Origin of the sequence: Pseudomonas sp. RIT411, from assembly GCF_003057735.2 — a bacterium.
GTDB lineage: Bacteria > Pseudomonadota > Gammaproteobacteria > Pseudomonadales > Pseudomonadaceae > Chryseomonas > Chryseomonas oryzihabitans.
Genome location: NZ_QBIZ02000005.1, coordinates 95,540 through 121,619 on the forward strand (window position 1 = coordinate 95,540; position 26,080 = coordinate 121,619).

General features: G+C 69.3%; 22 protein-coding genes. 4 read left to right on the forward strand and 18 right to left on the reverse strand.

The window, feature by feature from the left end; all coding sequences use genetic code 11:
• Positions 1 to 91 precede the first annotated feature (91 nt).
• The 3 genes from DBY63_RS09415 to DBY63_RS09425 all read left to right on the forward strand — a co-directional run bounded on the left by DBY63_RS09415 (position 92) and on the right by DBY63_RS09425 (position 2,617).
• Positions 92 to 1,432, forward strand: a complete 1,341-nt coding sequence (locus DBY63_RS09415) for a tetratricopeptide repeat protein (protein ID WP_108581747.1) — start codon at positions 92 to 94, stop codon at positions 1,430 to 1,432.
• Positions 1,433 to 1,508: 76 nt separating this feature from the next.
• Positions 1,509 to 1,916, forward strand: coding sequence for an antitoxin Xre-like helix-turn-helix domain-containing protein (locus DBY63_RS09420; RefSeq protein ID WP_108581748.1), 408 nt, complete (start codon positions 1,509 to 1,511; stop codon positions 1,914 to 1,916).
• Positions 1,910 to 2,617, forward strand: coding sequence for an RES family NAD+ phosphorylase (locus DBY63_RS09425; RefSeq protein WP_108581749.1), 708 nt, complete (start codon positions 1,910 to 1,912; stop codon positions 2,615 to 2,617). The genes DBY63_RS09420 and DBY63_RS09425 overlap by 7 nt, the downstream gene beginning before the upstream one ends.
• 6 nt (positions 2,618 to 2,623) lie before the next feature.
• On the opposite strand, the gene DBY63_RS09430 is transcribed toward DBY63_RS09425, so the two are convergent.
• Genes DBY63_RS09430 through DBY63_RS09445 form a run of 4 tightly spaced genes read right to left on the reverse strand, consistent with a single transcriptional unit; the run spans position 2,624 to position 6,962 of the window.
• Positions 2,624 to 3,991, reverse strand: a complete 1,368-nt coding sequence (locus tag DBY63_RS09430; RefSeq protein ID WP_108581750.1) for a glutamine synthetase family protein — start codon at positions 3,989 to 3,991, stop codon at positions 2,624 to 2,626.
• Positions 3,988 to 5,388 (reverse strand): aspartate aminotransferase family protein, encoded by a 1,401-nt coding sequence (locus DBY63_RS09435; RefSeq protein ID WP_074583680.1) that lies wholly within the window; start codon positions 5,386 to 5,388, stop codon positions 3,988 to 3,990. Before DBY63_RS09435 ends, DBY63_RS09430 begins: the two co-directional genes overlap by 4 nt.
• Positions 5,389 to 5,428: 40 nt before the next feature.
• A complete protein-coding gene (locus tag DBY63_RS09440; protein ID WP_108581751.1) occupies positions 5,429 to 6,184 on the reverse strand; it encodes an SDR family oxidoreductase in 756 nt (251 codons plus the stop codon).
• Position 6,185: 1 nt separating this feature from the next.
• Positions 6,186 to 6,962, reverse strand: coding sequence for an SDR family NAD(P)-dependent oxidoreductase (locus tag DBY63_RS09445; protein WP_108581752.1), 777 nt, complete (start codon positions 6,960 to 6,962; stop codon positions 6,186 to 6,188).
• An 86-nt stretch (positions 6,963 to 7,048) separates the two neighbouring features.
• Between DBY63_RS09445 and DBY63_RS09450 the strand changes: the two genes are divergently transcribed.
• Positions 7,049 to 7,945 carry a LysR family transcriptional regulator gene (locus tag DBY63_RS09450; protein ID WP_044341855.1) on the forward strand — a complete coding sequence of 299 codons (897 nt, stop codon included), beginning with the start codon at positions 7,049 to 7,051 and terminating at the stop codon, positions 7,943 to 7,945.
• Positions 7,946 to 7,950: 5 nt separating this feature from the next.
• Here DBY63_RS09450 and DBY63_RS09455 read toward each other — a convergent pair whose 3' ends face one another.
• The 14 genes from DBY63_RS09455 to DBY63_RS09520 all read right to left on the reverse strand — a co-directional run bounded on the left by DBY63_RS09455 (position 7,951) and on the right by DBY63_RS09520 (position 26,058).
• Positions 7,951 to 8,562, reverse strand: coding sequence for an RraA family protein (locus DBY63_RS09455; RefSeq protein WP_108581753.1), 612 nt, complete (start codon positions 8,560 to 8,562; stop codon positions 7,951 to 7,953).
• A complete protein-coding gene (locus DBY63_RS09460; RefSeq protein WP_108581754.1) occupies positions 8,547 to 9,332 on the reverse strand; it encodes an IucA/IucC family C-terminal-domain containing protein in 786 nt (261 codons plus the stop codon). Before DBY63_RS09460 ends, DBY63_RS09455 begins: the two co-directional genes overlap by 16 nt.
• On the reverse strand, positions 9,323 to 10,120 hold the full coding sequence (locus DBY63_RS09465; protein ID WP_077172836.1) for an ABC transporter ATP-binding protein: 798 nt from the start codon (positions 10,118 to 10,120) through the stop codon (positions 9,323 to 9,325). The genes DBY63_RS09460 and DBY63_RS09465 overlap by 10 nt, the downstream gene beginning before the upstream one ends.
• A gap of 10 nt (positions 10,121 to 10,130) precedes the next feature.
• Positions 10,131 to 11,162: an iron ABC transporter permease gene (locus DBY63_RS09470; protein ID WP_108581755.1), complete on the reverse strand. Its 1,032-nt coding sequence runs from the start codon at positions 11,160 to 11,162 to the stop codon at positions 10,131 to 10,133.
• Complete coding sequence (locus DBY63_RS09475) at positions 11,152 to 12,153, reverse strand: iron ABC transporter permease (RefSeq protein ID WP_042134200.1); 1,002 nt, start codon at positions 12,151 to 12,153, stop codon at positions 11,152 to 11,154. The genes DBY63_RS09470 and DBY63_RS09475 overlap by 11 nt, the downstream gene beginning before the upstream one ends.
• Complete coding sequence (locus DBY63_RS09480) at positions 12,150 to 12,977, reverse strand: iron-siderophore ABC transporter substrate-binding protein (RefSeq protein WP_244950584.1); 828 nt, start codon at positions 12,975 to 12,977, stop codon at positions 12,150 to 12,152. Before DBY63_RS09480 ends, DBY63_RS09475 begins: the two co-directional genes overlap by 4 nt.
• A 79-nt stretch (positions 12,978 to 13,056) precedes the next feature.
• Positions 13,057 to 14,907, reverse strand: a complete 1,851-nt coding sequence (locus DBY63_RS09485) for an IucA/IucC family protein (protein ID WP_108581757.1) — start codon at positions 14,905 to 14,907, stop codon at positions 13,057 to 13,059.
• A complete protein-coding gene (locus DBY63_RS09490; protein WP_108581758.1) occupies positions 14,904 to 15,680 on the reverse strand; it encodes an aldolase/citrate lyase family protein in 777 nt (258 codons plus the stop codon). Before DBY63_RS09490 ends, DBY63_RS09485 begins: the two co-directional genes overlap by 4 nt.
• On the reverse strand, positions 15,674 to 17,515 hold the full coding sequence (locus DBY63_RS09495; RefSeq protein ID WP_108581759.1) for an IucA/IucC family protein: 1,842 nt from the start codon (positions 17,513 to 17,515) through the stop codon (positions 15,674 to 15,676). The genes DBY63_RS09490 and DBY63_RS09495 overlap by 7 nt, the downstream gene beginning before the upstream one ends.
• Positions 17,512 to 18,918, reverse strand: coding sequence for a DHA2 family efflux MFS transporter permease subunit (locus DBY63_RS09500; RefSeq protein WP_108581760.1), 1,407 nt, complete (start codon positions 18,916 to 18,918; stop codon positions 17,512 to 17,514). Before DBY63_RS09500 ends, DBY63_RS09495 begins: the two co-directional genes overlap by 4 nt.
• Entirely contained in the window at positions 18,915 to 20,123 is a 1,209-nt protein-coding gene (locus DBY63_RS09505; protein ID WP_108581761.1) for a type III PLP-dependent enzyme, read from the reverse strand. The genes DBY63_RS09500 and DBY63_RS09505 overlap by 4 nt, the downstream gene beginning before the upstream one ends.
• The gene (locus tag DBY63_RS09510) at positions 20,116 to 21,888 is read right to left on the reverse strand and encodes an IucA/IucC family protein (RefSeq protein WP_108581762.1); all 1,773 of its coding nucleotides are present in this window, start codon (positions 21,886 to 21,888) and stop codon (positions 20,116 to 20,118) included. The genes DBY63_RS09505 and DBY63_RS09510 overlap by 8 nt, the downstream gene beginning before the upstream one ends.
• 70 nt (positions 21,889 to 21,958) lie before the next feature.
• Positions 21,959 to 23,332: a diaminobutyrate--2-oxoglutarate transaminase gene (locus tag DBY63_RS09515; protein WP_108581763.1), complete on the reverse strand. Its 1,374-nt coding sequence runs from the start codon at positions 23,330 to 23,332 to the stop codon at positions 21,959 to 21,961.
• A gap of 329 nt (positions 23,333 to 23,661) precedes the next feature.
• Positions 23,662 to 26,058 carry a TonB-dependent receptor gene (locus tag DBY63_RS09520; RefSeq protein ID WP_108581764.1) on the reverse strand — a complete coding sequence of 799 codons (2,397 nt, stop codon included), beginning with the start codon at positions 26,056 to 26,058 and terminating at the stop codon, positions 23,662 to 23,664.
• Positions 26,059 to 26,080: the final 22 nt, after the last annotated feature.

Sequence of the window (26,080 nt, forward strand, 5' to 3'; positions counted from 1 at the left end):
GTACCCTTCGGACGCGGGGCCTGCTATCTAGGCAGCATGAGCCGTCACGGCATGCTGCCGAAGACCCCCGTTCCGTTAGTCCAGGTTGAAGATGCCTTCCTTTCCCACCGACCGCTACGACCATCCCCTGTCCACCCCTTCCGCCCACGCCGCCGAGCGCTATCAGGCCGGCGTGGACCTGCTGCTGTCGCTCTGGCCCGGGGCGGCCGAGGCGCTGGACGAGGCGATCGCGGCCGATCCTGATTTCGCGCTGGCGCTGGCAGCACGGGCGCGGCTGCAGCTGATCGACAACCAGGCCGGCGCGGCCCGGGAGACCATCGCGCGGGCGCAGCGGCTGGTCGAGCGGCTTGGCACGGAGCGCGAGCGCAGCCATGTCGAGGTCCTGCGGCGACTGATCGGCGGGGAAGGCGCGCGGGCGCTGCAGGGCGCGCTGGAACATGCCGAGCGCTGGCCACGCGACATCCTGATCCTTGGCCTGCCTCTGGGGGCCTTTGGCTTGCTGGCGTTTTCCGGGCGGGCCGATCACGACCAGGCGCGGGTCGACCTCTGCGAACGCCATGCCCGCCATTTCGCCGCGGACGACTGGTGGTTCCTGACCTACCGCGGCTGGTCCCATGGCGAGAACGGCGATGTGGTCCGCGGTCGAGTGCTTGCCGAGCGGGCGCTCGAGCTGCGCCGCCACAACGTCAATGCGGCCCATGCCCTGACCCATGTCCTGCACGAATCCGGCGACAGCCAGGCCACGCAGGCCCTGATCGCCGGCTGGCTGCCCGAGTATCCGCGCCACGGCACCCTGAATGGGCATATCGCCTGGCATGGCGCCCTGGTGGCCCTGGAACAGGGCGACAGCCAGGGCGCGCTGGACCTCTATCAGCGCTTCGTGGCGCCGGCGGCGTCCACCGCCGGCCCGCTCAATCGGGTCAGCGACAACGCCTCCTTTCTCTGGCGCCTGGGACTCTATGGCCATGAGGTGCCCGCCGAGCTCTGGCAGGCCACCGCCGCCAGTGCGGAGGGGCTGTTCCAGCAACCGGGACTGGCCTTCGCCGACGTCCATATGGCGCTGATCGCCGCAGCGATCGGGGATCGTCTGGCGGTGGAAGCCCGTATCGCTGGACTGGAAAGCCGCCTGCGCGACGGCGGCCTGGCCGCCGGACCGGTAGTCCCCCTGCTCTGCCGCGCCCTGCTGGCTTTTGCCGAGGAGGACTACCCAGGTTGCGCCTGGCTGCTGGAACCGCTGCGCGCGGACGTCGCTCGCATCGGCGGCAGTGGCGCCCAGCGCGAGGTCATCGAAGACACCCTGCTGGTTGCACTCATGCGCGCCGGGGAGCACGCCAAGGCGCTCGCCCTGCTGGACGAGCGCCTGCATCGACGGCCCTCGCGGCGGGATGAGCAATGGCGGACGGCATTGGAGAGTCGCAAGCGCGACCGCTAGAGAAGACGAGATCGACGATCTTTATCTGCAGACACAATATTTATATATTTAAATCTGCAGATTGAGGAGCATTGCCATGCTACAGGCGGCCATCGCGACAGCTGACTTTTCGAAGAGCCAAGGTACCGTTGGCCTCAGGACAGCGCTCAACATCCTCGACAGGTGGCAGGCCTCCAGCGAACAAAGCTGCCGCATCCTGCGTATCTCACGCAGCACCTATGCGCGCGCACTGCAGAAGGATCCGGCGTGGTCGGTCAGCCTGGATACCGATCAATTGCAACGTATCAGCCTGGTCCTGAACATTCATTCCGCCTTGCGCGTGGTCTTCGACAATCCGGAAAACGTCTATGGCTTCGTCGCCATGGACAACCACAACGACTTCTTCAATGGCCGGTCGCCCCTGGAGATCATGGCCCAGGGCGATATGATCGCCCTGTACGAAACCTTCCGGCGTATCGACGTGCTGCGAGGTGCAGGGTGGTAAAGCTGGAGGATCTGCCGCTGCGCAAGGGCGCGCCTCTGCAGGGACACCGGCTGGTCAACTCCAAGTTTCCACCCATCGCTCTATTCGATGACGTAGCCGATGCCGAAGATTTCGAAACGCTCTACCAGCTCCAGGTGCTGACCAACCCGCGTCTGCAGAACGAGCTGGGACGTCTGGAGCTGATCCCGCGTGACCAGATTCCCTTCGGCATTCCCGGCTGTTCCTATGCAACGGCCCTCTTCACCCACGTCAACCCTGCAGGTTCGCGCTTCAGCGATGGCAGCTTCGGCGTTCTTTATCTCGCCGATCACGCCGATACGGCGCTGGCCGAGGTTCGCCATCACCAGGAAGCCTATTGGTCGAAGGTGCCGACGCTGAAGTACGAGCGCTTCGTCTTCCGCAATCTGGCGGTGAGCTTTTCCGACCAGGGACTGCGCGACGCCCTGGTGCTGGACGCCGCCGATCCCATCTATGAGCCCGACGACTATGGTGCGGCGCGCAGCCTGGGCGCCGCCGCCAAACGCACTGGCTGCCCAGGTCTGCGCTATCGCTCGGTACGCCGTGCCGCGGGTCATTGCTGGGCGCTACTGACTCCCCGGCTGGTCACCGCTGTCATCCAGGCGGCGCCGGTCGAGATGATCTGGAACGGCGGCATCATCGCCATCAACCGCATCACCGCCGTGCCGGGCGAGGCTGGCTGACCGCCCTCACGCGTGGGTCAGATACCAGCGCCAGTCCTGCTCGCCCACCTCGGCCATGAATTGCCGGTATTCCGCGCGCTTGATGGCCAGGTACACCTCGACGAAGCGCTCCCCCAATGCCTCCCGGATCCAGCTGGAGCGATCCAGCGCCTGTAGCGCGGTCAGCCAGTCGGTGGGCAGGAAGTCGGTGGCCTGCTCGTAGCCGTTGCCGACAGTGGCCGGGCCCGGGTCACGTTCATCACGGATGCCCTCATGGATGGCGGCGAGGATGGCCGCGGCCGCCAGATAGGGATTGGCATCGGCGCCACAGATGCGGTGCTCGATGTGACGACTGCTGGCCGGACCGCCAGGTACGCGCAGGGACACGCTGCGGTTGTTGACCCCCCAGCTCTTGGCCAGCGGCGCATAGCTGTTGGCCTGGAAACGCCGGTAGGAGTTGGCGTTGGGACAGAAGATCGCCAGGGCATCCAGCATCCGGTGCTGCATGCCACCGATGGAGTGGCGCAGCAGTGGCGTGCCCTGCGGATCCTCGCTGGCATAGAGGTTGTTGCCCGCGGCATCCGCCAGGCTGACGTGCAGGTGCAGGCCACTGCCGGCCTGGTCGCCGAACGGCTTGGCCATGAAGCAGGCCTGCAGGCCATGACGGTTGGCGACCCCCTTGACCAGGCGCTTGTAGCGAATGCCCTCGTCGATGGCCTGAAGGGCATCGACGCGGTGCAGCAGGGTCAGTTCTAGCTGGCCGGGGGCGTATTCGGAGATGGCCGTGCGCACCGGCAGGCCCTGCACCTCGCAGGCGGCGTAGAGGTCATCGAGAAAGGGCTGCAGCTGCTCCAGTTCGTAGACCCCATAGACCTGCGGCGAGCCGGGTCGCACGCCATTCATCTGCAGCGCCGGTTGCGGCCGGCCCTGGGCGTCGCGGGTGCGGTCGAGCAGATAGAACTCCAGCTCCACCGCCATCACCGGCTGGAAGCCGTCGGCCTGCAGCCGCTCGATCACCCGCACCAGGGCATGCCGGGGATCGGCGGGGGTGGCCGGCAGCCCCTGGGTCGGGTGCATGCTCACCTGCACCTGACCGGTCGGGGTGCTGCGCCAGGGTTGCAGGGTCAGGCTGCCGGGCAGCGGATAGGTCCAGCAGTCGACATCGGCGACCTCCCAGACCAGGCCGGTGGCCTCGACGTCTTCCCCCTGCAGGGTCAGCGCCAGGATGGAGCTGGGCAGCGGCCGGCCCTCCTCGTAGATGGCCAGCAATTCGTCACGGTGCAGCAGCTTGCCGCGCGGCACGCCATTGGCGTCGATCAGCATGAGTTCGATGCTGCGCACCTCGGGGTGGGCGGCGAGGAAGTCACGGGCTTCTTGGGCATCGGCGAAGTTCATGGCTGACACTCCCGGGCGCCGGGCAACGCCAGGAGCTCGCCAAGAGCCTGGTCGAGGGTGGCCAGCAGGCGGTCGACGTCCGCCGCTTCGAGATCCGGGCAGCACAGGGTCATGTTGTGGAAGGGGGTGATGAGGATGCCCCGGTTGATCAGGTAGAGGTGCAGCGCCTGCTGCAGACTGTCGTGGAAGGCGGCTTCCGCCTCGGCGCCGGTGGTGGGCGGCGTGGCGCAGAACTGGAATTCGCAGCGGGCGCCCAGCTCCGTCACCGACCAGGCCAGGCCATGGCGGGCGATCACCTCGCGCAGGCCGGCGGCCAGTCGCGCCGCCAGCGGCAGCATTCGCGCATAGGCGGCCGGGGTCATGACCTCTTCCAGGCTGACGCGCAGGCAGCGCATGGCCAGGGCATTGGCCGACAGCGTCGTGCCCATGCCGCTGTGCCCATGGCCGTGGCTGGTCTCGCTGGCGTGCTGCTGCGCCAGGCGCATGGCCTGGGCCATCTCGTGGCTGCAGCCATAGGCCGAACAGGGCACGCCCCCGGCGATGGGCTTGCCGAAGGTGATGAAGTCCGGCTGGAGATTCCAGGCGCGGGTGCAGCCACCGGGACCGGTGGACAGGGTATGGGTCTCGTCGATGATCAGCAGGGTGCCGTATTGCCGGGTCAGGGCGCGGACCTGCTCCATGAACCCCGGGGCGGGCAGCACCATGCCGATGTTGGTCATGGCCGGCTCGCAGATCAGCGCGGCGACGTCGCCTTTCGCCAGTGCCGCCTCCAGCGCCGCGAGGTCATTGAAGGGCACCGCTCGGCTGGTCTCGGCCAGGTTGTGGGCCTGGCCGATCAGGCCGCCGCGGTGCACGGTACGCCCCTCCTGATGGCGCACCATGACATCGTCGACGGTGCCGTGATAGCAGCCGTCGAACACCAGCAGCATCTTGCGATTGGTGATGGCGCGCGCCCAACGGATGACATAGCGGTTGGCATCGGTGGCGGTGGTCGCCACCTGCCAGAACGGCAGGCCGAAGCGCTCGGCGAGCAGTTCCCCGGCGACCACGGCATCCTCACCGGGCAGCATGGTCGTGAGCCCGCGCGCGCCCTGCTCGGCCAGGGCCCGGGCGATGGGTGCCGGTGAATGGCCGAACATGCTGCCGGTGTCGCCCAGGCAGAAGTCGACGTACTCGTGGCCGTCGACGTCATGGAAGCGCGAGCCCTGGGCATGGCTGACGAACAGCGCGCTGGGCATCGACCAGTCGTTCATCCAGTGCATCGGCACACCGCCGAACAGCGAGTGCCGGGCCCGCTCGGCCAGGGCCAGGGACTTGGGATTGCGCGCCAGGAAGCGCTCGCGTTCGGCCGCGACAAAGCTCTGCACGGCGGCTTCGCTGATACCACTGGTGGTCATGTCGAATTCCTCTTGGGGTGGAGGGCGGATCGGCCCGGGCTCAGTGCCCGGCCGAGACGCCGCAATCGATGGCCAGGTCCGCGCCGGTGATGGAGCGGGCGGCGGGTTGGCACAGGAAAAAGGCCAGCTCGGCGACCTCCTCGGGCTGGATGAAGCGCGCCGCTTCACCTTGCGGATACTTGGCCAACAGGTCCTGCAGGTAGGCGGCGGGATTGCCGTCGCCATAGCGCTCGGCCTGAAAGCTCAGCATGGGCGTCGCCACATCGCCGGGCGAAATGCTGTTGCAGCGCACCCCGCTGGGCGCCAGATCCAGTGCCAGGGCCTTGGTCATCAGGGTCACCGCACCCTTGCTGGCGCAATAGACGGCGGCATTGCGATTGCCCTGGCGACCGGCATCGCTGCTCAGGTTGACGATGGCGCCCCGGGTGTCCCGCAGCGCGGGAATGGCCGCGGCGCAGAGAAAGAAGCTGGCCTTGAGATTGACGGCCAGCACCAGGTCGAAGTCTTCCTCGCTGAAGGTCTCGGCCGGGCCTTCGCGCCAGACACCGGCGCAATTGACCAGGGCATCGAGCCGACCAAGGCGGTCCAGGGCGCTGGCGACCACCTCCCGGCTGGCGCTGGCCTGGCGCAGGTCGGCGGCGTGCTGGCCGGCAAGGCCGCCTTCGGCCTCCAGCGCCGCCAGGGCCGCGCCATCGAGATCGGTGCCGAAGACCTGCCAGCCCGCCTGCAGAAAGTGCGCACGCACCGCCTGGCCGATGCCCCCCAATACCCCGCTGATCAGCACGACTGGCTGCATGTCAGGCCCCCTTGTTTTCGATGCGGCTGTTGCCACCGTCCACCACCAGGTATTCCCCGGTGATGTAGCTGGCCTCGGGCGAAGCCAGGAAGGCCACAGCCGCGGCGACCTCGGCGGGACGACCGGCGCGGCCCACGGGCACCCGGGTCGCGGCCTGCAATTCTTCCGGCAGGCTGGAGGCGGTCTCGATCCAGCCGGGCGCCACGGCGTTGACCGTGATGCCCTGCCCGGCCACCTCCAGCGCCAGGCTCATGTTCATGCCGACCATGGCCGCCTTGGCCGCGCTGTAGGCCGCGGCCTGCGGAATGCCCGCCCGGGTGCCGGTGGCGGAACTGACGTGGACGATGCGGCCATAGCCGCGCGCCTGCATGCCGGGCAATACGGCGCGGGTCAGCAAGAAGGCCGTGGTCAGGTTGCGCGCCAGGGTCAGATTCCAGTCGGCCAGGGTCATCCGCGCCACCTCGACCAGGGGCTCGGGACTGCCCTGCATGGCCATGCCGGCATTGTTGACCAGGATGTCGATACGGCCCCAGCGCGCCTCGGCCCACTGGCAGAACTCGCCAACGGCCGTCTCCTCGGTGAGATCCAGCGCCCGGCCTTCGGCGGTGAAGCCGGCGGCGCGCAATTCCACCACCCGCTCCGCGATCCGGGCACTGCTGGCGGTGACGATCAACCGCGCCCCCGCCGCACCAAGGCGCCGGGCGATCGCCATGCCGATACCGGCTTCGCTGCCGGCACCGCTGATCAGGGCCACCTGGCCCGCCATCGACTCGCTCATAAGGCTGTCTCCGTTGTGGTCTGGCTGGACTCTAAGCCGGTCTGACTGATACAAAAAGACGATCGTTATCAGCGAAATTGACAACCATGGCCTTTACCAGCGAAACGCTCAGGGTCTTTCTCGCCGTGATTGACGAAGGCTCCTTTTCCGCCGCGGCTCGTGTGCTGGGGCGGGTGCCCTCCGCGGTGAACATGGCGATCTCCCAACTGGAGGCCGAGCTGGACTTGGTGCTGTTCGATCGCGCCACCCGCAAGGCCTTGCCGACCCCCGCCGCGCGCGCCCTCGAACCCCAGGCGCGGCAGGTGGCCAGCCAGCTCACGCTGCTCGACGCCCATGCCCTGCAATTGCATGCGGGGCTGGAACGGCGCTTCGTGCTGGTGATGGCGCCGGAGTTGCAGACCGGCGCCTGGAGCCGCCCGCTGGTGACCCTGGCCGAGGAATTTCCGGCCTTGGAAATCGAGATCCGCTCGGCCGCCCGCGCCGAGGCGATCCGCCTGCTGCACGAGGGCAGCGTGGACATGGCGCTGATCTTCGAGCGCCCGGGCATCAACGCGCTGGAAGGTTTCGCCGAGGCTGGGAGCCAGTTGCTCACGGCGGTGGCCGCGCCCGGCTATCCCGCCTCCCGCCAGGATCGGCCACTGGGCGAAACGCTGATGGCCGATACCCGCCAGATCGTGGTGGCCGGGGGCGACCGTAATGCCTCGGACCCGCAGATCGTGCTGTCGCAACGGGTCTGGCTGACCGACAGCTACCTGGCGACGCTGGACCTGGTGCAGGCCGGGCTGGGCTGGGCCTATCTGCCCCACCCGCTGGTGCGGCCGCTGATCGCCGCCGGCCTGCTCGAGCAGGTGCAATTCGACAACATGGCCAGCCAGATCCGCCGCTGGATCGACGTCATCTGGATCAAGAATCGCCCCCTGGGCCTGGGCGCGCGCCGCTACCTAGAGTTGTTGCGCGAGCAGATCGGCACCAAGCCGGAATAGCGGCTTCAGCGCCCTTCGGTCAGCCGCTGTAGCAGCTGCGCGCGCCGTGCCTGGTCCGCGGCCTCCTTGGCCAGCGCACCGGGCAGCAAGGCTGCGGCCCGGGCGGGCGACAGGACGAACAGGCCATCGTCGTCTCCGAGGGCCAGGTCACCGGGGCAAACGCGGGTCTCGCCGAGCTGGAGTTCGACATTCAATTCGCCCAGCGCCTCGCCACCCTGGGTGGTGACGGCGCTGATACGGCGATGGAAGACCGGCAGGCCGAGTTGACGAAGAGCCTGGACGTCGGTGATGGCGCCATTCACCACCACACCGGCCAGGCCCTTGATCAAGGCGGCCAGGGTGCGCAATTCGCCCCAGCAGGCGCAGTGGGGATCGCCCACGGCCTCGATCACCAGGACGTCGCCCGGGCGACTGGCGATCAGAGCCTCGCGCAACAGGGCGCCATGGGGCAAGGGGATGCGCGCTGTCACCACCCGGCCCAGCAGGCGCGTATTGGCCACCACCGGCTTGAGTTCGGGCAGATAGCCCCTGCGCCCGAGATGGCCCAGGGTCGAGGCGGCTACCTCGGCGTAGCCGGCGATCAGCTCGGCCGGCAGCTCGCTCAGGGGGCCGGGCATATGGCCTCCCGGGGACGGATCAGCGGGCAGTTGGTGCAGTATTCGGCAGGCGCCGTGGCCTGGTAGTAGAAGCAGCAGGTGCGCCGGAAGCGAACGGGGCGCCCAAGGGTATTGGCCGTCGCAGGCCGGCGGAACTGCGCCAGCGGATTGGTTTCCAGCCCCAGCTCCGCCGGCGTGGCCGCCAGCAGCCAGGCGAAATCCTCGGCGCAGCGGGCGCGAATGGCCGGATCCTCCAGTTCGGCGAGGCGCCGGTCGTACAGCGAATAGAGCCGCACCGCGGCGTTCTCCCAGAGGATGCGGGGCGAGACGCGGCCAACCCGCGCCAGGGTCTCCCAGAGCGGCCGCAGCAGCTCGCCGAACAGGGTGCGGGCCAGCAGTGCTCGGGCCGTGGCGTGATCCTCCAGGGCGGGCAGCGGCCGGGTATCGCTCAACGGCAGGGCCGATCGCCAGCGCCCCTGGACGTGGCCATCCTCGATCCAGACATTGCCTGGCGTCAGGTCCAGGCACCGGTCATAGGCCGACAGGGCCTGGAAGGCCACCCCGGTGGTGAGAAAGCCCAGCCGTTTGGTCAACAGCGACGCCGCGACCCGCCGGGTAGGCGCTGCCATCCGCTCCGCCAGGTCGTCGAGCAACTCGGCGCAGCGTGCGGCGTCCAGCCAGGCGGCCACCGGCTGGCTGTGCTGCCCGTCGCGCTCACTGGCTTCGCGCAGGCCGAAGGTGGCGCGCAACTCGTCCCGCTGGGCGCTGTCGAGGGCGGGCCTCAGGCACATGGCGGTACCTCGCGACCAAAGGGAATGCACAGCGGCGTGCCGAAATAGGGATCGGCGATGATCCGGCATTCCAGGGCGAACACTTCCCGGACCAGGGCTTCCGTCAATACCTCTGCGGGTGCGCCCTGGGCGAAGGCACGACGCTGATGGACGGCGACCAGGTGATCGGCGTAGCGGCAGGCGAGATTGAGATCGTGTAGCACCATGACGATGGTCTTGCCCTCCTCCCGATTCAGCTGACGTAGCAGGTCCAGCACCTCGATCTGGTGCGCCAGGTCCAGGTAGGTGGTGGGCTCGTCCAGCAGCAGGCAATCGGTGTCCTGGGCCAGGGTCAGGGCGATCCAGGCGCGTTGGCGCTGACCGCCGGAGAGGTCGTCCACCGGCCGCTCCGCCAACGCCAGCAGGTCGGTGAGGCGCAGCGCCTTGTCCACCGCCGCGGCATCGTCCGCCGACCATTGGCGCATCCAGTTCTGGTAGGGATAGCGGCCCAGGCTCACCAGTTGCCGCACGCTGATGCCCTCGGGCGCCACCGGGGTCTGCGGCAGGACCGCCAGTTGCCGGGCCAGGGCGGCGGTGGACTGCCGGTGGATGTCCTGGCCGTCGAGCAGCACCTGGCCCTGGCGCGGTTCCAGCAGCCGGGCACAGGCCTTGAGCAGGGTGCTCTTGCCGGAGCCGTTGCTGCCGATGAGAACCGAGACACGCCCCGGCGGTAATTCGAGGTCGAGGGCCTCGATGATGGTCTGGGTGCCGTAGCCGAGGGTCAGGCCGCGGCTGGCCAGGGTTGCCATGAAGACTCCTTCAGGGACGCTGCCGGATCAGCAGGTAGAGGAAAAAGGGCGCCCCCAGGGCGGCGACGAAGATGCCGGCCGGCAGATCCAGGGGCAGGAACAGGGTACGACCCAGGAGGTCGGCGAGCATCACCAGCAACGCCCCCACCAGGGCCGCCATCAGCGCCTGAGCGGCGAAACCCGCGGGCAGTAAACGGCGGGCGATATGGGGCGCGATGAGCCCGACGAAGGCGATGGCGCCCCCCCAGGCGATGGCTACCCCGGCCAGGGCCACGGCCAGCGCCAGCAAGGCCGCGCGTTGCCGCTGCAGGCGCACCCCGAGACCGCGGGCCAGGTCGTCATCGAGTTGCGCCAGCACGGCGTGGCGCGCCAGGGCCGCCAGCGGCAGCAACAGGACCAGCCACCACAGCCCCAGGGCGCGCACCTCCGGCCAACTGGCACCATAGACGCTGCCGGTCAGCCAGACGTAGGCGGACAGCGTGGTGGTCAGCGGACTGAACACCAGCAGGAAGGTGGTGGCCGCGGCGAGCATGGCCGACACCCCTACCCCCACCAGCACCAGGCGTAGCGGCGAGGCGCCATGATTCCAGGCCAGGCCATAGACCAGCAGCGCCGCCAGGCCCGCGCCGAGCATCGCGGCCAACGGCAGGCCATGGGGCCCCAGGCTGCCGGCCAGGACCGCCAGATAGAAGACCGCCCCGGCGCTGGCGCCACTGGTGATGCCCAGCAGGTCCGGCGAGGCCAGGGGATTGCGCACCTGGCCCTGCAGCAGCAGGCCGGACACCGCCAGGGCGCTGCCGACTAGGGCCGCCAGCAACGCCCGCGGCAGGCGCAGCTGGGTGACGATGAAACCCAGGCCACCGCCCTGCCGTTCGACCAGCGCGGCGAACACCTGGGTGGGTGTCAACCAGACCTTGCCCAGGCAGAGGCACAGCAGCAAGGCCGCCAGGGCCACCAGCGCGGCGACGACCAGCCGTCCCAGGGTGGCCGGGGCCAGGCGGCGGGAGAAACGGCCGAGCCGCCAGACGATCTCAGCGGCCATGACGGCCTCCTCGACGCGCCAGATGGATGAAGAAGGGCCCGCCGAACAGCGCGGTCATGATGCCCACGGGCACCTCCTGGGGCAGGATCACCACCCGCGCCAGGCTGTCGGCCAGCACCAGCAGCAGGGCCCCGCCCAGGGCGCAGCCGGGGATCAGCCAGCGATGCTCGTGTCGCGCGCGGGCCAACAGCCCGCGCACCAGGTGCGGCACCATCAGGCCGATGAAGCCGATGTTGCCGGCCAGGGCCACGGCGCTGCCGGCCAGGCAGATCACCAGCACCCCGGCCAGCAACCGGATCAGCCCGATGGGCTGGCCCAGGCCGCGGGCCAGGTCATCACCGGCGACCAGTACATCCAGCTGCCCGGCCAGGACCCCGGCAGCGGCCAGGGCCAGCAGGCTGAACACCAGCAGGGGCGCAGCCGTGGCCAGGTTGCGCTCTCCCACCGAACCGGCCAGCCAGAACAGCACGCTGTCCAGCCCCTCCTGGTTGATCACCAGCAGCGCCTGGCTGAAGGCGGTGAACAGGGCCGCCAGGGCGGCGCCGGCCAGCACGATGCGCAGCGGTGTCAGGCGCGCCTGGCCCCGGTTGCCCAGGGTCCAGACCAGGCTGCCGGCCACCGCCGCGCCCAGCAGCGCGCAGAGTATCCAGCTTTCGGTGCTGGACAGCCCCAGCAGGGTGATGCCCAGCACCAGGGCGAAGGTGGCGCCGGCGTTGATGCCGAACAGCCCCGGCGAAGCCAGGGGATTGCGCGTCATGGCCTGCATCAGGGCACCGGCCACCGCCAGGTTGGCGCCCACCACCAGGGCGACCAGCAGGCGCGTCAGCCGGGTGGTGTTGACCAGGGTTGCATCCAGCCCTAGCGAGGGGTCCTGCACCAGGGCCGCCACTACGCTAGTGGGCGCGATCCAGCGGGCGCCTACGGAGAGACTCAGCACGGCGATCAGCGCCAGGGCCAGGGCGAGCAGCAGCAGTCTGAGGGGTGCGCTCATGCGGCCCCCTGGTCGACCAGGACGCGCTCGATATCGTCCAGCAGCCGATTCGCCGCGAGCAAGCCGCCGCCCAGGCTCCAGGCCACCCCATCGACCCGCCAGACCTGCCCGCGCCGGGGGGCGCTCAGGCGTTGCCAGAGCGGATGCTCGAGCAGACGCTCGTAGTTGCGCTGCACCGCGGCCTGGTCGGCGCGCAGGAAGACGAAGAAGACGTCGGCCTCCACCACCGGCAGACTTTCCCGGGAGGTCAACTTGATCGAGGGTGCAGCGCTGCCCTGGCTGGCCGACGGCCAGGCGAAGCCCAGCTCGCTGAGTACCCGGCCGGCGAAGCTGTCGGGCAGGTAGCTGCGCAGGTGATCGGCGCGTACATCCAGGACCGCCACCGTCGGCGGCCACTGGGACCCGTAGTGGCGTTGCAACGCCTCGCGCAGACGGGCGATGCGCGCCTGCCAGGCCTGCAGCAGGGCCGTGGCCTCCGCTTCACGCCCCGCGGCGGTGCCCAGGGCCAGCAAGGTCTGCTTGAATTCGAAGACCTCCTCCAGCATCACCACCGGGCACAGCTGCTGCAGCAAGGGAGCGATCCGGCCATGGCGAAAGCGCGAGGCGACGATCAGGTCGGGCGCCAGCAGCGCCAGGTCCTCCAGACTCGGCTGGGTCTCCAGGCCCAGCGAAGGCACTCCTGCCAGCGCCGGGCGCAGGTAGCGATAGACCGGTTTCTCGCTCCAGGACTCCACCACCCCGCAAGGCCTGAGCCCCAGGGCCACGGCGCTGTCGGTGGCGCCCTGGAACAGCGTGGCCACCCGGGTTGGCTGCGCGCAAGCCATGCCTGGCTGCAGCGCCAGGCCGGTGGCGAGCACGCCGCCGAGCCCGAGCAGGCGGCGGCGGGTTACTACTGAGGAAACACTAGGGGGCATGGCTCACCTGATGAAAGGGATTGACCACCCTGCCCTTGCCGAACGGCATGCTGCCGGGCCCACCGGCCCGCTCGATCATCGGGCGCAGCAGCCACTTCTGCGGCCAGTCCGGTGCCTCGAACAGCGTCTCCCGAAGCAGCGCCCGGGCCTCGGCGTCGAAGTCCAGGGCCGCGATGCGTTCTTCCAGCACCTCGCGCAGCAGCGTCCAGGCGGCGGTCAGCGGGACAGCGTAGCAGCTCGCGACGGTCTCGAAGATGGCCCTGAGGTTGACCTGGATGCCCAGGGTCTGGAACCAGAACAGCAGGTCGCGCGGATGCTCGTGGTAGAGCGTCTGGGCATGACCGGGCTTGATCCGGTATTGCGGATCGGCCAGCCCCTGGCGCCCCAGCCAGGGCACGTACAGGCGCAGGGAATCGTGGTCGCGTAGCAGCAGGCCCTGGATACGTCCGGCGCGCCAGACCAGCACGGCATTCTGCCCGTGCACCTCGCCGAGCAGGCCGAGGCGGAACAGCCGCAGGTTGAGATCGATGAAGCTGTGGCACAGCTCACCCAGCAACAGCTGGACATTGGCCGGGGTCGGCGCCAGCGCCCGGGCCGCCAGCCAGTCGTCGAAGAAATGCCGACGGCTGCCCGGCAGTGGCGTACCGAGCGCGGCCATGGGCAGCAGGCGGCAATCGGGATCGGCCAGCAGCGCCGCGGGATAGCCGCGCACCATGGCCGAGAGATGCCGCGGTGCCTCGTCGAACAGGGTCGCTGCCGGTGGCATGAAGGCCCACCAGCGCGACTCGTCGCACAGGTGCAGGCTCTCGGCGAGCACCGGGTCCAGGGCCCGCGCCTGGCGCAGCAAGGCTTCGCTGCGCGAGCCGTTGATCATCTTCACCGCCGGCAGGTAGCGCGAGGCGCCCAGGGAATGCACCGCCATGGGCAACTTCAGCTGGGTCACGCCCGCGCCCTCCTCCATCAGCATGGATCTCAGCGATGAGGTCGCGTGGCAGCGAGCGCCGGCAAAGTCCAGCTGCTGGCAGACGCCACTGGCGAAGGCCTCGTCCAGCCGACCCGGCAATCCCCTGGCGAGTTGCCAGGGGTGTACCGGCAGCGCCACATGACTCGCCGCCAGGCCGCGCCGCTGCAATTCGGCCTGCAACTCGGCCAGCGCCGCCGGGGTCAGCAAGTCGGCCGCCGGTCCCTGGGAAGCGGCCGCCACACCCTCTCCGCACAGCAGCTGATCGCGGCGCACCGCGACCCAGGCCAGGCGCACGGGTTGGCCGAATTCGGCCTGGTAGGCCTGGTAGTCGGTGTCGCTCAGCCCCAGCTTGGCCTTGGCCAGGGGGTGATAGGGTCGATCCCGCAGGGCCGCCCAGCGTTCCAGTTGCAGGAAGGCGGCCTGGCCGTCGCCCTCCAGCAACGGCCCCGGGACCAGGGGTTGTTCCAGGGACAGCCGGGTCTGCCGCAGACTGGTGGCCAGGGTCTCGCGCAACAGCGCGATGCCCCGCGCCTGCTCGGGATCGGCGGCCGCCTCGGCGAACACCAGGGAGACGAAGGCCTCCGGCGTGAGGGTGCTCCAGGCGTCGCCCTGGCGCGCCAAGATCGGCGTACCGGGCACCTTCACCCAGGCCTGGGTAATGCCCGGGCGCACCCGCGCGGCGATGAAACGCTGCTCGCGGGAATCGCAGCAGCACTCCCAGAGGCGCTCCTCCGGGGCGGCCGGCTGCAGCGCGGCGGGATGTTCCGTGGTCGCGGCCGCCAGGGTCACAGGCATGGGGGCGAAGACGTCTTCGGCCAGCAGGCAGTCGAACAGGTCCTGCAGGATCAGGTCGGTGGCGAGGGTCTGGGCGTTCATGGGGATTCTCCGCAGGAATGGGCGGTCAGGCGGGCCTGCAGGGCCCGAAAGGCGATGCCGCGCTCGTCGCCGAGCACGAAGGTGGTGACGCCCCGGGCGCGCCAGAGGTCGAGGTCCTCCGGCTGCCGGGGGATGGCGCAATAGGGCGTACCCTGGCGCTGGGCGGCGGTCCAGGTCTGGCGCAGGGCCTCCTGCACCGCGGGATCGGCGAGGTGCCAGGGGCGGCCGAGGGATTGCGACAGGTCCGCCGCCCCTTCGAGCAGCAGGTCCACCCCCGGCACCGCGGCGATTTCCGCCGCCCGGGCGACGCCGGTGGCACTTTCGATCATGGCGACCACCAGGATCTGCGCATTGGCGCGGTTCACGTAGTCGGCCAGGCTGGTCTTGCCGAAGGAGCCCGGGCGACCGGCATTGAGGCTGCGCTCGCCCTCCGGGTGGTATTTGCAGGCGCGCACCGCGGCGGCCAGCACCGCCGGGTCCTCCACGCAAGGCAGCACGATCCCCTGGGCCCCGGCATCGAGCAGGCGCAAGAGGCGCTTGGGCTCGGCGTCCGGCACCCGCACCAGCGGCGTGAGGTCGTAGCTCTCGGCGGTGCGGATCATGTTCTCCAGGGTTTCCGGATTGATCAGCACGTGCTCCATGTCGATGATCACGAAGTCGTAGCCGGCTTCGGCGATCAGCTCGATGCTGGCGGGCGTGGGTAGCGAGGCGAACAGGCCGTGGCTGGGCGTGCCGGCCGCCAGGGCGGCCTTGAGTCGATTGCGCCTCAGCATGCGGCGGGCCGATAGGGATGCAGCGGGTTGGCCACCGCCTTGAAGCGCCGCTCGCCATCGCCCAGCAGGCGCCGCTTGGTCAGCTCCTCCACCTCGAAGGTGGGAGCGAAGACGTCGAACAGCGCATAGCGGTCCCGGTGCTGGGGATGGGCGCGCTGGTAGTCGAGGATGACCGTGGCGGTCGCCCGCCAGAAGTCGGACTCGGCCAGGGCGAAGTGCTGGCGCAGGAACACCGCCAGCTCGCCCAAGGCGATGAAGAAGAAGGCATCGCAGGTGAAGTCGCGCACCGCCGCCACGTCCTCGGTGAGGATGAAGGAGTTGCGGTTGATCCGCGCATGGCTCGCCGGCAAGGGCTCCAGGGTCGGGCGCAATTCCGGGCGCGCCAGGTGGCGCTCGGCGTAGCGCACGCCGTCGTGGAAGTCCTTGAGGGCGATGCGCAGCGGCCAGCCGTCGCGGTGGATCAGCACGATGTTCTGGCCGTGGGACTCCATGCCGATGCCTTCGGCGTGGAGCATGTGCATGAGCGGCGTCACCGTGACCTTGAGCAACTGCTGCAGCCAGGCGTCGAGGCCGTGGCGCTCGATCCAGGCGGCGACGAAGGGCCATGGCGCGCCCTGGCCGTAGCGATTCTCCACCTGAGTCAGGCCGTTGAAGGGTACCGCCTGTTCATCCGCGCGCAGATAGGCATGGATGCTCTCGCGCCAGACGGCGCCGAGGGTGCCGTAGACCTGCCCCGCCCGGCTGACCGGCAACGCACGACTGTCGTAGGCGGCGCCGGCGATCTCGCCGAGCACCACGAAGTCCAGGTCGCGGGCCGTGGCATCGGTTGCGATCAGGCGCTGCAGCCAGTCGGTGATGAGCGGGCCGTTGAGCACCGTGTGGCGCGCCAGGATGCGGGTGCTGGAGGTGTTGGTCAGGCACATCGCCAGCTTGACGTAGGGTCGCTCGGGCGCGCTGCGATTGGCCAGGGTGCGGATGGACTGCTGGGCCGCGTACTGGTCGCGGGAGGTGCCTAGGTAGAGCAACTCGCCGCTCACCAGCTCGGGCTGGAACAGCGCGGCCAGGTGTTGCTCCCATTGCCAGGGATGCACCGGGATCAACTGATAGTCGTCCAACGACCGACCCTGTTCGCGCCACTCGGCGGCCAGGGCCGTCCAGCGCTCCACCCCGAACTCCGCGGCGATGAAGGCCGGAAAGTCTAGGCGGCGGGAGTGCCCCACCGAGGCCCGCGCGCGCGCCAGGGCCAGCCAGACCAGCTTGATCGGCTCGCCGAATTCCGGTCCGTAGCGGCGATTCTCCGCCAGCGAGAAGCCGATGCGCGACTTGTAGCAGGGGTGGTAGCCATGGGCGTCCATGAAGTGCCGCTCCAGGGCGTCCACGTCCAGCTCGTGCGCCGGGCGTTCAGGACGATAATCCTGACGGCGCGACTGCAGGTCCTTGAGCAGCGTCTGCTCCAGCTCCTGGACGAAGCGCGGCCACAGCGGCGAATCGCTCTGCTCGCCGAGCAATTCGGCCAGGGTCTCGTGCAGCGTCGGCGCGCGGCTCCCCTGGGCATCCTGGCGCACTAGCCGCTGCGGATCCAGGCGGATCAGGCCGAAGCTGGCATCTGCGGGCGCATAGCCCAGGTACTGCACGGGTGTGCCATCGGCGGCGGTACCGGTCAGGCGGTACTGCGCCTGACCATCGGCCACCGACTGCACCTGGGCCCTGAGCACCTCTTCGTAGATCAGCGTCTGCAGCAGCTGCGCCACCACGCGCTGCTCGACCTGGCGATAGAGAGCGGCATCGGCGGGCGACGGCCAGGGCTGCGCGGCAAGTGAAAGCTGAGCGGTCATGAGTACCTCCGAACGGAAAGGGGTTGAGCGGCGGGAAAGCGCCAGGCCCAGGGCAGTGCCAGCAGGATGAACAGGCCGGTGGCGATGAAGGCGTCCTGGATGGCGACGCCGGTGGCGGCCTGGCGCGGGCCCCAGCCGGCCGCGCCGCCCAGGCGCAGTTCCAGCCACAGGGAGGCGGCCACCACGGCCACCGAGGACACCAGCCGCCGGGCGATGTTGTTCATGGCCGCGCCCTGGGTGACCTGGGCATCCGGCAGGCTGTTGAGGCCGGCGGTGGTGGCCGGCATGTAGGACAGCCCCAGGCCGACGCCGCGCAGGACCATGAGCGCGCAGATCCAGGCCAGCCCGGCATGGCTGCCGACCACACCGAGGGCCAGGGTGGCCAGGCCGCTGAGCGCCAGGCCGGTGGCGATCACCCCGCGGGGTCCGCGGCGGTCGAGCAGGCGACCGCCGATCTGGCCGAATAGCGCCGCCGCCAGGGCGGTGCAGAGCAGCGCCAGGCCGGTCCAGAGGGCGCTATGGCCCAGCACCAGCTGGACCAGCAGCGGCAGCAGCACCAGGCATTCGAACATGCCCACCGCCTGGACCACGGCGATGATGACGCTGGCCCGATAGCCGCGCAGGGCGAACAGGCGCAGCGGCAGCAGCGGCTGGCTGCGTCGCAGTTGCAACCGGACGAAGACCAGCAGGCACAGGACGCCGGCGGCCAGCGCGAGCAGATTGAGGGGGTCGGCCAGCGCCGCCAGCTCGCGCAGCCGGCCGAGGGTTACCAGCAGCAGCCCCAGGCCACTGGCGATCAGCAGGTAGCCGGCCAGGTCGAAGGGCTTGCGTTCGCGGGGGCCATCCGCGGGCAGCACCACCTGCCCCATGGCCAGGGCCAGCAGGCCCACCGGGACGTTGAGCAGGAACAGGGCGCGCCAGTCGAACACCTCCAGCAGCAGACTGCCGCACAGCGGCCCCACCGCCGGCGCCAGCATCACCGCCCCACCCCACCAGCCGGTCACCCGGCCACGCTCCTCCTTGGGATAGACGGAAAAGATGATGCCCAGTGCCAGGGGAATCATCAGGCCGCTGGCCACCCCCTGGACCATGCGCGCCAGCAGTACGCCGGCGATGGAATCGGCCAGGGCGCCCAGCGCCGAGCCGGCGATGAAGGCCAGCAGCCCGAGGCGATAGAGTCGCCGCCGCCCGATGCGCCCGGCGAGAAAGCCGGTCAGCGGCATGGTGATGCCCATGGCCACCATGAAGCCGGCGACGATCCAGCTGGCCAGCAGCGGCCCCAGGTCGAAGGCGGCGATGAAGGCCGGCAGCGCCGGATTGAGCGCGGTATTGGCCAGGCTGACGGTGACCGTGCCCAGCAGCACGTTCACCGCCACCCAGACCCGCGGGATCGCAACGCTCACGCCGGGACACTCCCGTTGCCGGCGAGGAACAGCTGCCGCGGGCGCGGATGGCAGAGGAAATCCGCGTGGGAGATGTTGTAGCCATAGGCGCCGGCCAGGGGCAGCACCAGCAGGTCGCCGACCCGTACCTCACCCAGCGGCTGGCCGCGGCTGAGGATGTCCTTGGGGGTACAGAGCTGACCCACCACTGTCCAGGCCTTGCCTCCAGTCGCGGTCGCCCGCCCCTCGCGGGGCAGGTGCAGCACCGGATGATCGTGCCCCTGGGCCACCGGCAGGCGGAACTGGTGGGTCCCGCCGCGACAGACCAGGAAGTGCAGGCCGTGGCTGGTCTTGGTATCCAGCACCTCCATGGCGTAGTAGCCGCAGAAGGCCGCGAGGAAACGTCCCGGTTCGAAGCGGATCAGCGGCGGCTGCGCCTGTTCGGCCAAGCGGGCGCGCAGGTGCCCGCACAGCCGCGCCCAGTCGAATCGCCGGCCTTCACGGTAATCCACGCCAATGCCGCCACCGACGTTGAGCCGCACCACGCTTTCCGGGCGCCGGGCCAGGCCGCGCCAGTGCGGCCAGCGCTGCAGATAGAAGTCCAGCAGTTGCAGATGGCGCTCCACCGAGTGCTGGTGCGACAGGGCATGCACATGGAAGCCCTGCAGCTGCAGGTGGCTGGCCGCCTCTACCGCCGCCACCGCGGCGTGCAGATCGGCTTCGTCGAAGCCGAAGGGCGTCGCCGTGCCGGCCATGGCCAGGGTGCTAGTCAGCCCGGCCGGCAATTGCGGATTGATGCGGATGTACACCGGCTGCAGCCGTCCCAGGGAAAGCGCCAGGCGTTGCAGGCGCTGGATCTCGCCGAGGCTCTCCAGGTGTATGGCTTCGACGCCCGCGCTCAGGGCGGCGCGCAGATCGGAATCCAGCTTGCCCGGACCGGAGAAGATGAACGGCTTGCGCTGCGGGCAGGCGGCGAGGCGATCGATCTCGCCACCGGAGGAGATCTCGAAGCCATGCACCAGCGGCGCCAGGGCCGCCAGGACCGGTGCCTCGCTGTTGGCCTTGATGGCGTAGTACAGCTCCACGCCCGGGGGCAATTCGGCCATCACCGCGGCGACGTGCCGCCGCAGGGCGTCGAGGTCGTAGACGAAGGCCGCCAGGGGATCGCCGGACTGCGCCTGGGCTTCCACCAGGGCGGCGCGGACCGCGGCAGGTAGCTCAGCCATGACGCACCTCCGCCCCCCAGGGGCAAGGCAACTGCACGTAGCCGGCGTGGCGATCGGCCTGGGCGGCGAGGCGCACCTTAAGATTGGTCTTGCATGGAATCGGCTGGCCGGCGATCAGCGCATCCAGCTCGGGCGCGGCGCGTTGCAGGTCCCGGCGGATGGCGATCAGCTCGGCTTCCACCTGCCGCCACAGGCGCGGCGCCAGGTGCGGACGCTCCCAGCTCAGCGCCAGCACCGCCTCGGCGAGGTTGTTGACGAACAGGCAATAGGCGATGCGCCGCCAGCCCTGGTCGCGACTGTAGAGCAACGACTGGCGCACCCGGGGCTGGACGTGGGCGTCCAGGGCCTCGGCGCCGAGGGTATCGGTCAGCTTGATGCCTTCGAAGTCGCGCAGCAGCAGTCGGACGGGCCGACCGTTGTCATGCACCACCACGCAATTCTGCAGGTGCGGCTCCAGCACCACGCCGTGCTCGAAGAACAGCCGCAGCACCGGCCCCAGCAGCAGCCGCTGGTAGTCCTGGAACCAGGCCAGCCGGGTTTCGTCGCTGACCGGCTGGCCACCGCAGCGGCTGAGGAAGTCCTGCAGCAACGGCTGCAGGCGGGTGTCGCGGGCGAACAGGGTGCCGGCCAGCAGGCAGCAGTCGGCGCCATGCTCCAGGCAGAAATTCTCGCGCAGGATGGCGCCGGTCTGCTCGCGGAACCAGCGCTCGTCCTCGGCACTGGCGGCCGGCGGCGCCCAGCTCAGGGCACCCGGCTCGCGCACCATGTCCAGCCCCGCCACCCGCCCCTGCAGGCGCTGCATGAGGCGGTCGACGATCAGGGTGCTCTGCAGTTCGTACCAGGCGTTCTTGCGCACGCAATTGGTGATGCGCACGTTGAGCGAGCCCTTGATGAAGAAGGCATGGCCTGGGCGGTACCAGGTGCGCATGGAAGCGGTGGGACTGGCCAGGGCGCCGCTGGCGCCGAGGTCGCGGATCACCCCCTGGCTGACCAGCGCCCGGACCCGGGGATCGCCGAGGAACAGCTGCGCCTGGACCGGGTGCAGCACGATGCGCGCCCGCTCAGGGGCGGCCTGCGCCTGGTCCACGAAGCCCTGCAGCACCTGGGCGTCGCTCAGGCCGTTGCCGGCCACCTGCAACCCGGCGCGGGGCACCTCCAGCACGTGCATGGCGGTGCTGATGTGCAGCTCCGGGGCATAGGCCTCGGCCGGCAGGGGCTCCGGCCAGCGCCGTGCCTTGGGTGCCGGGTGATTGGGATGGCCGAACCACAGGCTCTGCTCGCTGGCCAGGTAGTCGCTGAGCGGCGCGGGATGGCGCGAGACCTGCACGTGGTCGACGATGGCCGCGGTCAGGTGCTGGCTCTGCAGGACCTGCTGCAGCAATTCGCCATTGTGGGCGCCGGCGAGTTCTTCGCAGGCCTCCAGCAGAAAATCGATGAATGCGGCGAAGTCCGGGCAATGCCAGGCCTGGTTCCCGCGCCGGACATAGATATCGGAGAGATAACGCTGGCTGCCGAGTTCATCCTGCCGATCGACGACGAGGAAGAACTGGCGGTCGCCAGGAAAGGCGATCAGCAGGGGCACGCCGCCGTCTTGCAACCAGCCGAGATAGTTGGCCGGAGCGATACCGCGCCGGTCTTCCGGCCAGGCATAAGACAGGCACCGTTCCGGCAGGGCGAATTCCTTGATGAGGCAATTCATCAGCGCGTGGGAAGACGCCAGCTCGCTGACGATGCGGGATAGCAGCGTGGATTCTAGAGAAGTCATGGCAGTGTCCAAGAGGTTGCGCGTCCCTGCGGGCGATCCGGTGTCACGGCACTTGGGTGGTGCCTTGTGCTCAGCCACGGGGCTCGGCCAGGGCCGCCACGAGGGCCGCCTCCAGGCGTTCGAGCAGCACCAGGCAATGGCTTTCCTGGAGGATCAGCGGCGGCAGCAGCCGCACCACGTTGCCGTCCCGGCCGCCGCGTTCGAGCAGCAGTCCCTGGGCGAAACAGTGGCGCTGGATGGCCGCGGCCAGGGCGGGATCGGCCGGCAGGCTGCCGAGCGCATCCGCCGCGCCACCCGCCTCGACGATTTCCAGGCCCAGCATCAGCCCCAGCCCGCGGACATTGCCGATGGCGGGGAAACGCTCGCGTAGCCGCTCCAGATGGCGCCTGAGCCAGCCCCCGAGCTGGGCCGCATGGCTGACCAGGCCGTCGCGCTCGATGACCTCCAGGGTGGCGAGCCCGGTGGCCATGGCCAGCTGGTTGCCGCGGAAGGTGCCGGTATGGCCACCGGGCTCCCAGGCGTCGAACTCCCGCCGAATCGCCAGCAGGGCCAGCGGCAGGCCACCGCCCACGGCCTTGGACAGCACCAGGATGTCCGGCTCGATGCCGGCATGCTGGCAGGCGAACAGCGCGCCGGTGCGGCCGAAACCGGTCTGGACCTCGTCGACGATGAGCAGGATGCCGTGCTCCCGGGTGACCTGCCGCAGGGTCCGCAGCCAGGCCACCGGTGCGGGATTGACGCCGCCCTCCCCCTGCACCGCCTCGACGATCACCGCCGCCGGCCGGCAGACGCCGCTTTCCACGTCGCCGAAGAATCTTTCCAGATAGCGCGCCAGGGCCGCGACGCCCTGCTCGCCGCCCAGCCCCAGCGGGCAGCGGTACTCGTGGGGATAGGGCAAAAATTGCACCCCGGGCATCAGCCCGGCCACCCCCTGCTTGGGCGAGAGATTGCCGGTCACCGCCAGGGCACCGTGGGTCATGCCGTGGTAGCCCCCGGAAAAGGCGACCACGTTGCTGCGTCCGGTGACCTTCTTGGCCAGCTTCAGCGCCGCCTCCACCGCATCGGCACCGGACGGACCGCAGAATTGCAGGCAGTAGTCTTCCGCGCGGCCCGGCAGCAGGCCCAGCAGGCGCTCGCTGAAGGCGTCCTTGAGCGGCGTGGTGAGATCCAGGCTGTGCATGGGCAGGCCGCTGCCGAGAAAGTCGGTGATGGCCTCAGTGACGGCCGGATGGTTGTGCCCCAGGGCCAGGGTGCCGGCTCCGGCCAGGCAATCCAGGTAGGTCTTGCCTTCGACGTCGGTCACCCAGACCCCGGCGGCCTTGGCGATGGCCAGCGGCAGCTTGCGCGGGTAGCTGCGGACCCTGGATTCGAAGCGTGCCTGGCGAGCGAGAAAGAAGGCGTTGTCGGCTGTTGCGGTATCGCGACTGAGGGATGGTTGAAGCATGGCGTCAGACCTCTGGACGTTTATCTTCGTAAACGATAATCAGTTTCATTCTCATCCTTCAACCGCCATTCCCGAAAAAGATCGAGTCTTTGAAGTCGCGCCACTTTCACCAAAGTGCGGGCGACAAAGGGCGCGAACGCCCGGCGGGTCCGCCCTTGAAATCACGTGTCAACACGCCTGATAGGCAGCTGTTCCCGCTCTGTACGCCGCTCACTCCTGTCGATGAATGACGCCTGAGGGGCCACCGTTCTGCCCCTCGTTGGCGATGCGCGGAAGTCGCCCCTGCGCCGGGCGGCGACACGCCTAGCGCAGGGACGGATAACGCCTGCTCAGAACGCCAGGGTGGTGGAAAAGACCAGGGTCCGCGGCGTGGAGATGGTCAGGCCCGGTTCGCTGTCGTCCGAGGCGCCGGCGGAGGCCCAGTAGCGCTCGTTCATCACGTTTTCCACCGAGGCACGCAAGGTCACGCGGGTGGCGTCGACCTTGAAGGCGTAGCGCGCGCCCACGTCGAAGCGATGCCAGGCGTCGATTTCCTTGCTGTTGGCCTGGTCCAGGTACTGGGAGCTGGTGTAGATCCCCCGTCCGGTCAGGGTCAGGCCCGGCACCGCCGGGATGTCCAGTTCGGCGCCGAGGTTGGCATTGAGCCTGGGCGTGGCCGGGGCGCGGTTGCCATCGAAGGAGCCGCCGACGGTGTCCTTGAGTTCGCTGTCGATGTACATCAGGCCGCCGAGCACGCGGAAGCCGGCCAGCGGCTCGCCGAACACGCTTAGCTCCACCCCGTCGTTGACGCGCTTGCCGTTGGGACCGAAGACGCGGCTGGTGGCATTGGTCTCGTAGGCCGGTTGCTTGATGCGGAAGGCGCTGGCGGTCACGGCCACCGCGCCGAAGTCGTACTTGGCCCCCACTTCCGCCTGGCGGCTGATGAAGGGCGGGAAGATCTCGTCCTCGTTCAGCGCGGTGGACGGCGCGATCTTGCCCTGGCTGAGGCCTTCCATGTAGTTGGCATAGAGCGACAGCCGCTCGGTGGCCTTGAACAGCACGCCCGCCGAGGGCGAGACCTTTTCCTCGTCGTAGGCGGTGGGTTGCTTCACGCCGTCGGACCAGTCGTCCACCTTGACCCGCTGCCAGCGGGCGCCCAGGGTGACCAGCAGGCGGTCGTCGAAGAAGCCCAGGGTGTCGGCCAGGGCCACGCCACTGAAGCGGTTCTCGGTGTAGTCCTTGCCGTCGGAGCGGGTCTGGACACCTGGCGCGGGCAGGTTACTGGGGTTGTACAGGTTGCTCGGCCCACTGGCGTAGCGACCGCCGCCGTTCTCGAAGTCCATGTAGAAGTAGTCGGCGCTGACGTTGAGTTCGTGGCTGATTGGTCCGGTCTGCAGCCATTTGCGCGCGCCCAGGTTGGCGGTGCGCACGTTCTCGTCACGGGTGAAGTCGCGCGGCTGGACGCTGAAATCGCCGGCGTTGTTGGTAATGGAAACGTTGTGGCGGAGGAAGTCGTGATCGCTGCGGCGCGCGCCCACGGCGCCATAGACCATCAGCGAGTCGTCGACGTCGAATTCGCCGCGCAGGGCGCCGAAGGTGTCCTTGGTCTGGGCGCGGGTCCAGCGCTGGGCATAGTTGTGGCGCACGTCGTCGGCATCGGGGACCCGGGCGTTGGCCCCCACCAGCACCCGCTCCTGGGGCGCATCGGTGTCGCGTTCGGTGTGGCCGAGATCGACACCCAGGCGCAGGCGCTCCACGCGATAGTCCAGGCCGAGCACGCCCATCTGGCGATCGACGTGCTGGTGATCCCAGGTGGTGTCGCCCGCTTGCTTGACACCGTTGAAGCGCATACCGAAGCGATTGCCCTCGCCGAAGCGACGACCGATGTCCACGGCCCCGCCCACCTGGCTGTCGGACGCATAGCTGCCGGTGATTTCGGTGATGGGCTGGTCGGTGGCGCGCTTGGGCACCACGTTGATGCCGCCGCCGACGCTGCCGCGGGGCGAGATGCCGTTGAGCAGCTGGCTCGGCCCCTTGAGGATGTCGACCCGCTCGGCCATCTCCATGTCGATGGAATAGGTCGGCAGCACGCCATAGAGACCGTTGTAGGCCACATCGCTGTTGAACAGGCTGAAACCGCGGATGGTGAATTGCTCGAAGCGCCCACCCGACGGATTGGTGGAGCGCACCGAGGGATCGCTGGCGATCAGGTCGGTCAGGGTGCGGGCCTGGAGATTCTGCACGGTCTGGGCGGTGTAGGACGTCTGGCTGAAGGGCGTATCCATGAAGTCGCGATTGCCCAGCAACCCCTGGGAACCTTGCCGCGCGACCTGGCCACCGGCGTAGGGGGCGTCGTCCGCCTGCAGGCTGGAGGCGACGATGGAGGTACTGGCCAGCTCCTGGACGCCACTGTCCTGGGGGGCCGGCGCCAGGGTGAAGTCACGCTCACCCAGCGGCTGCAGCCGCAGCCCCGAGCCGGCCAGCAGCCGGCTGAAGCCCTCCTCCACCCCATAGTCGCCGTTGAGCCCAGCGCTGGCGCGCTTGCCCACCAGTCCCGGATCCACCGCCAGGTTGACGCCGGACTCCGCGGCGAAGCGCGTCAGTGCCTGGGCGAGACTGCCCGCGGGAATCTCGTAATGCCGGCGGGCCGCCTCCTGGGCCAGGGCCGAAGCGGCCCACCAGGGAGTACCGCTCAACGCCACCAGCAAGCCCGTGCGCAGCAACGGACGCAATACCAACGTCACCATCGAATCCCCCTCCTTTTGGTTG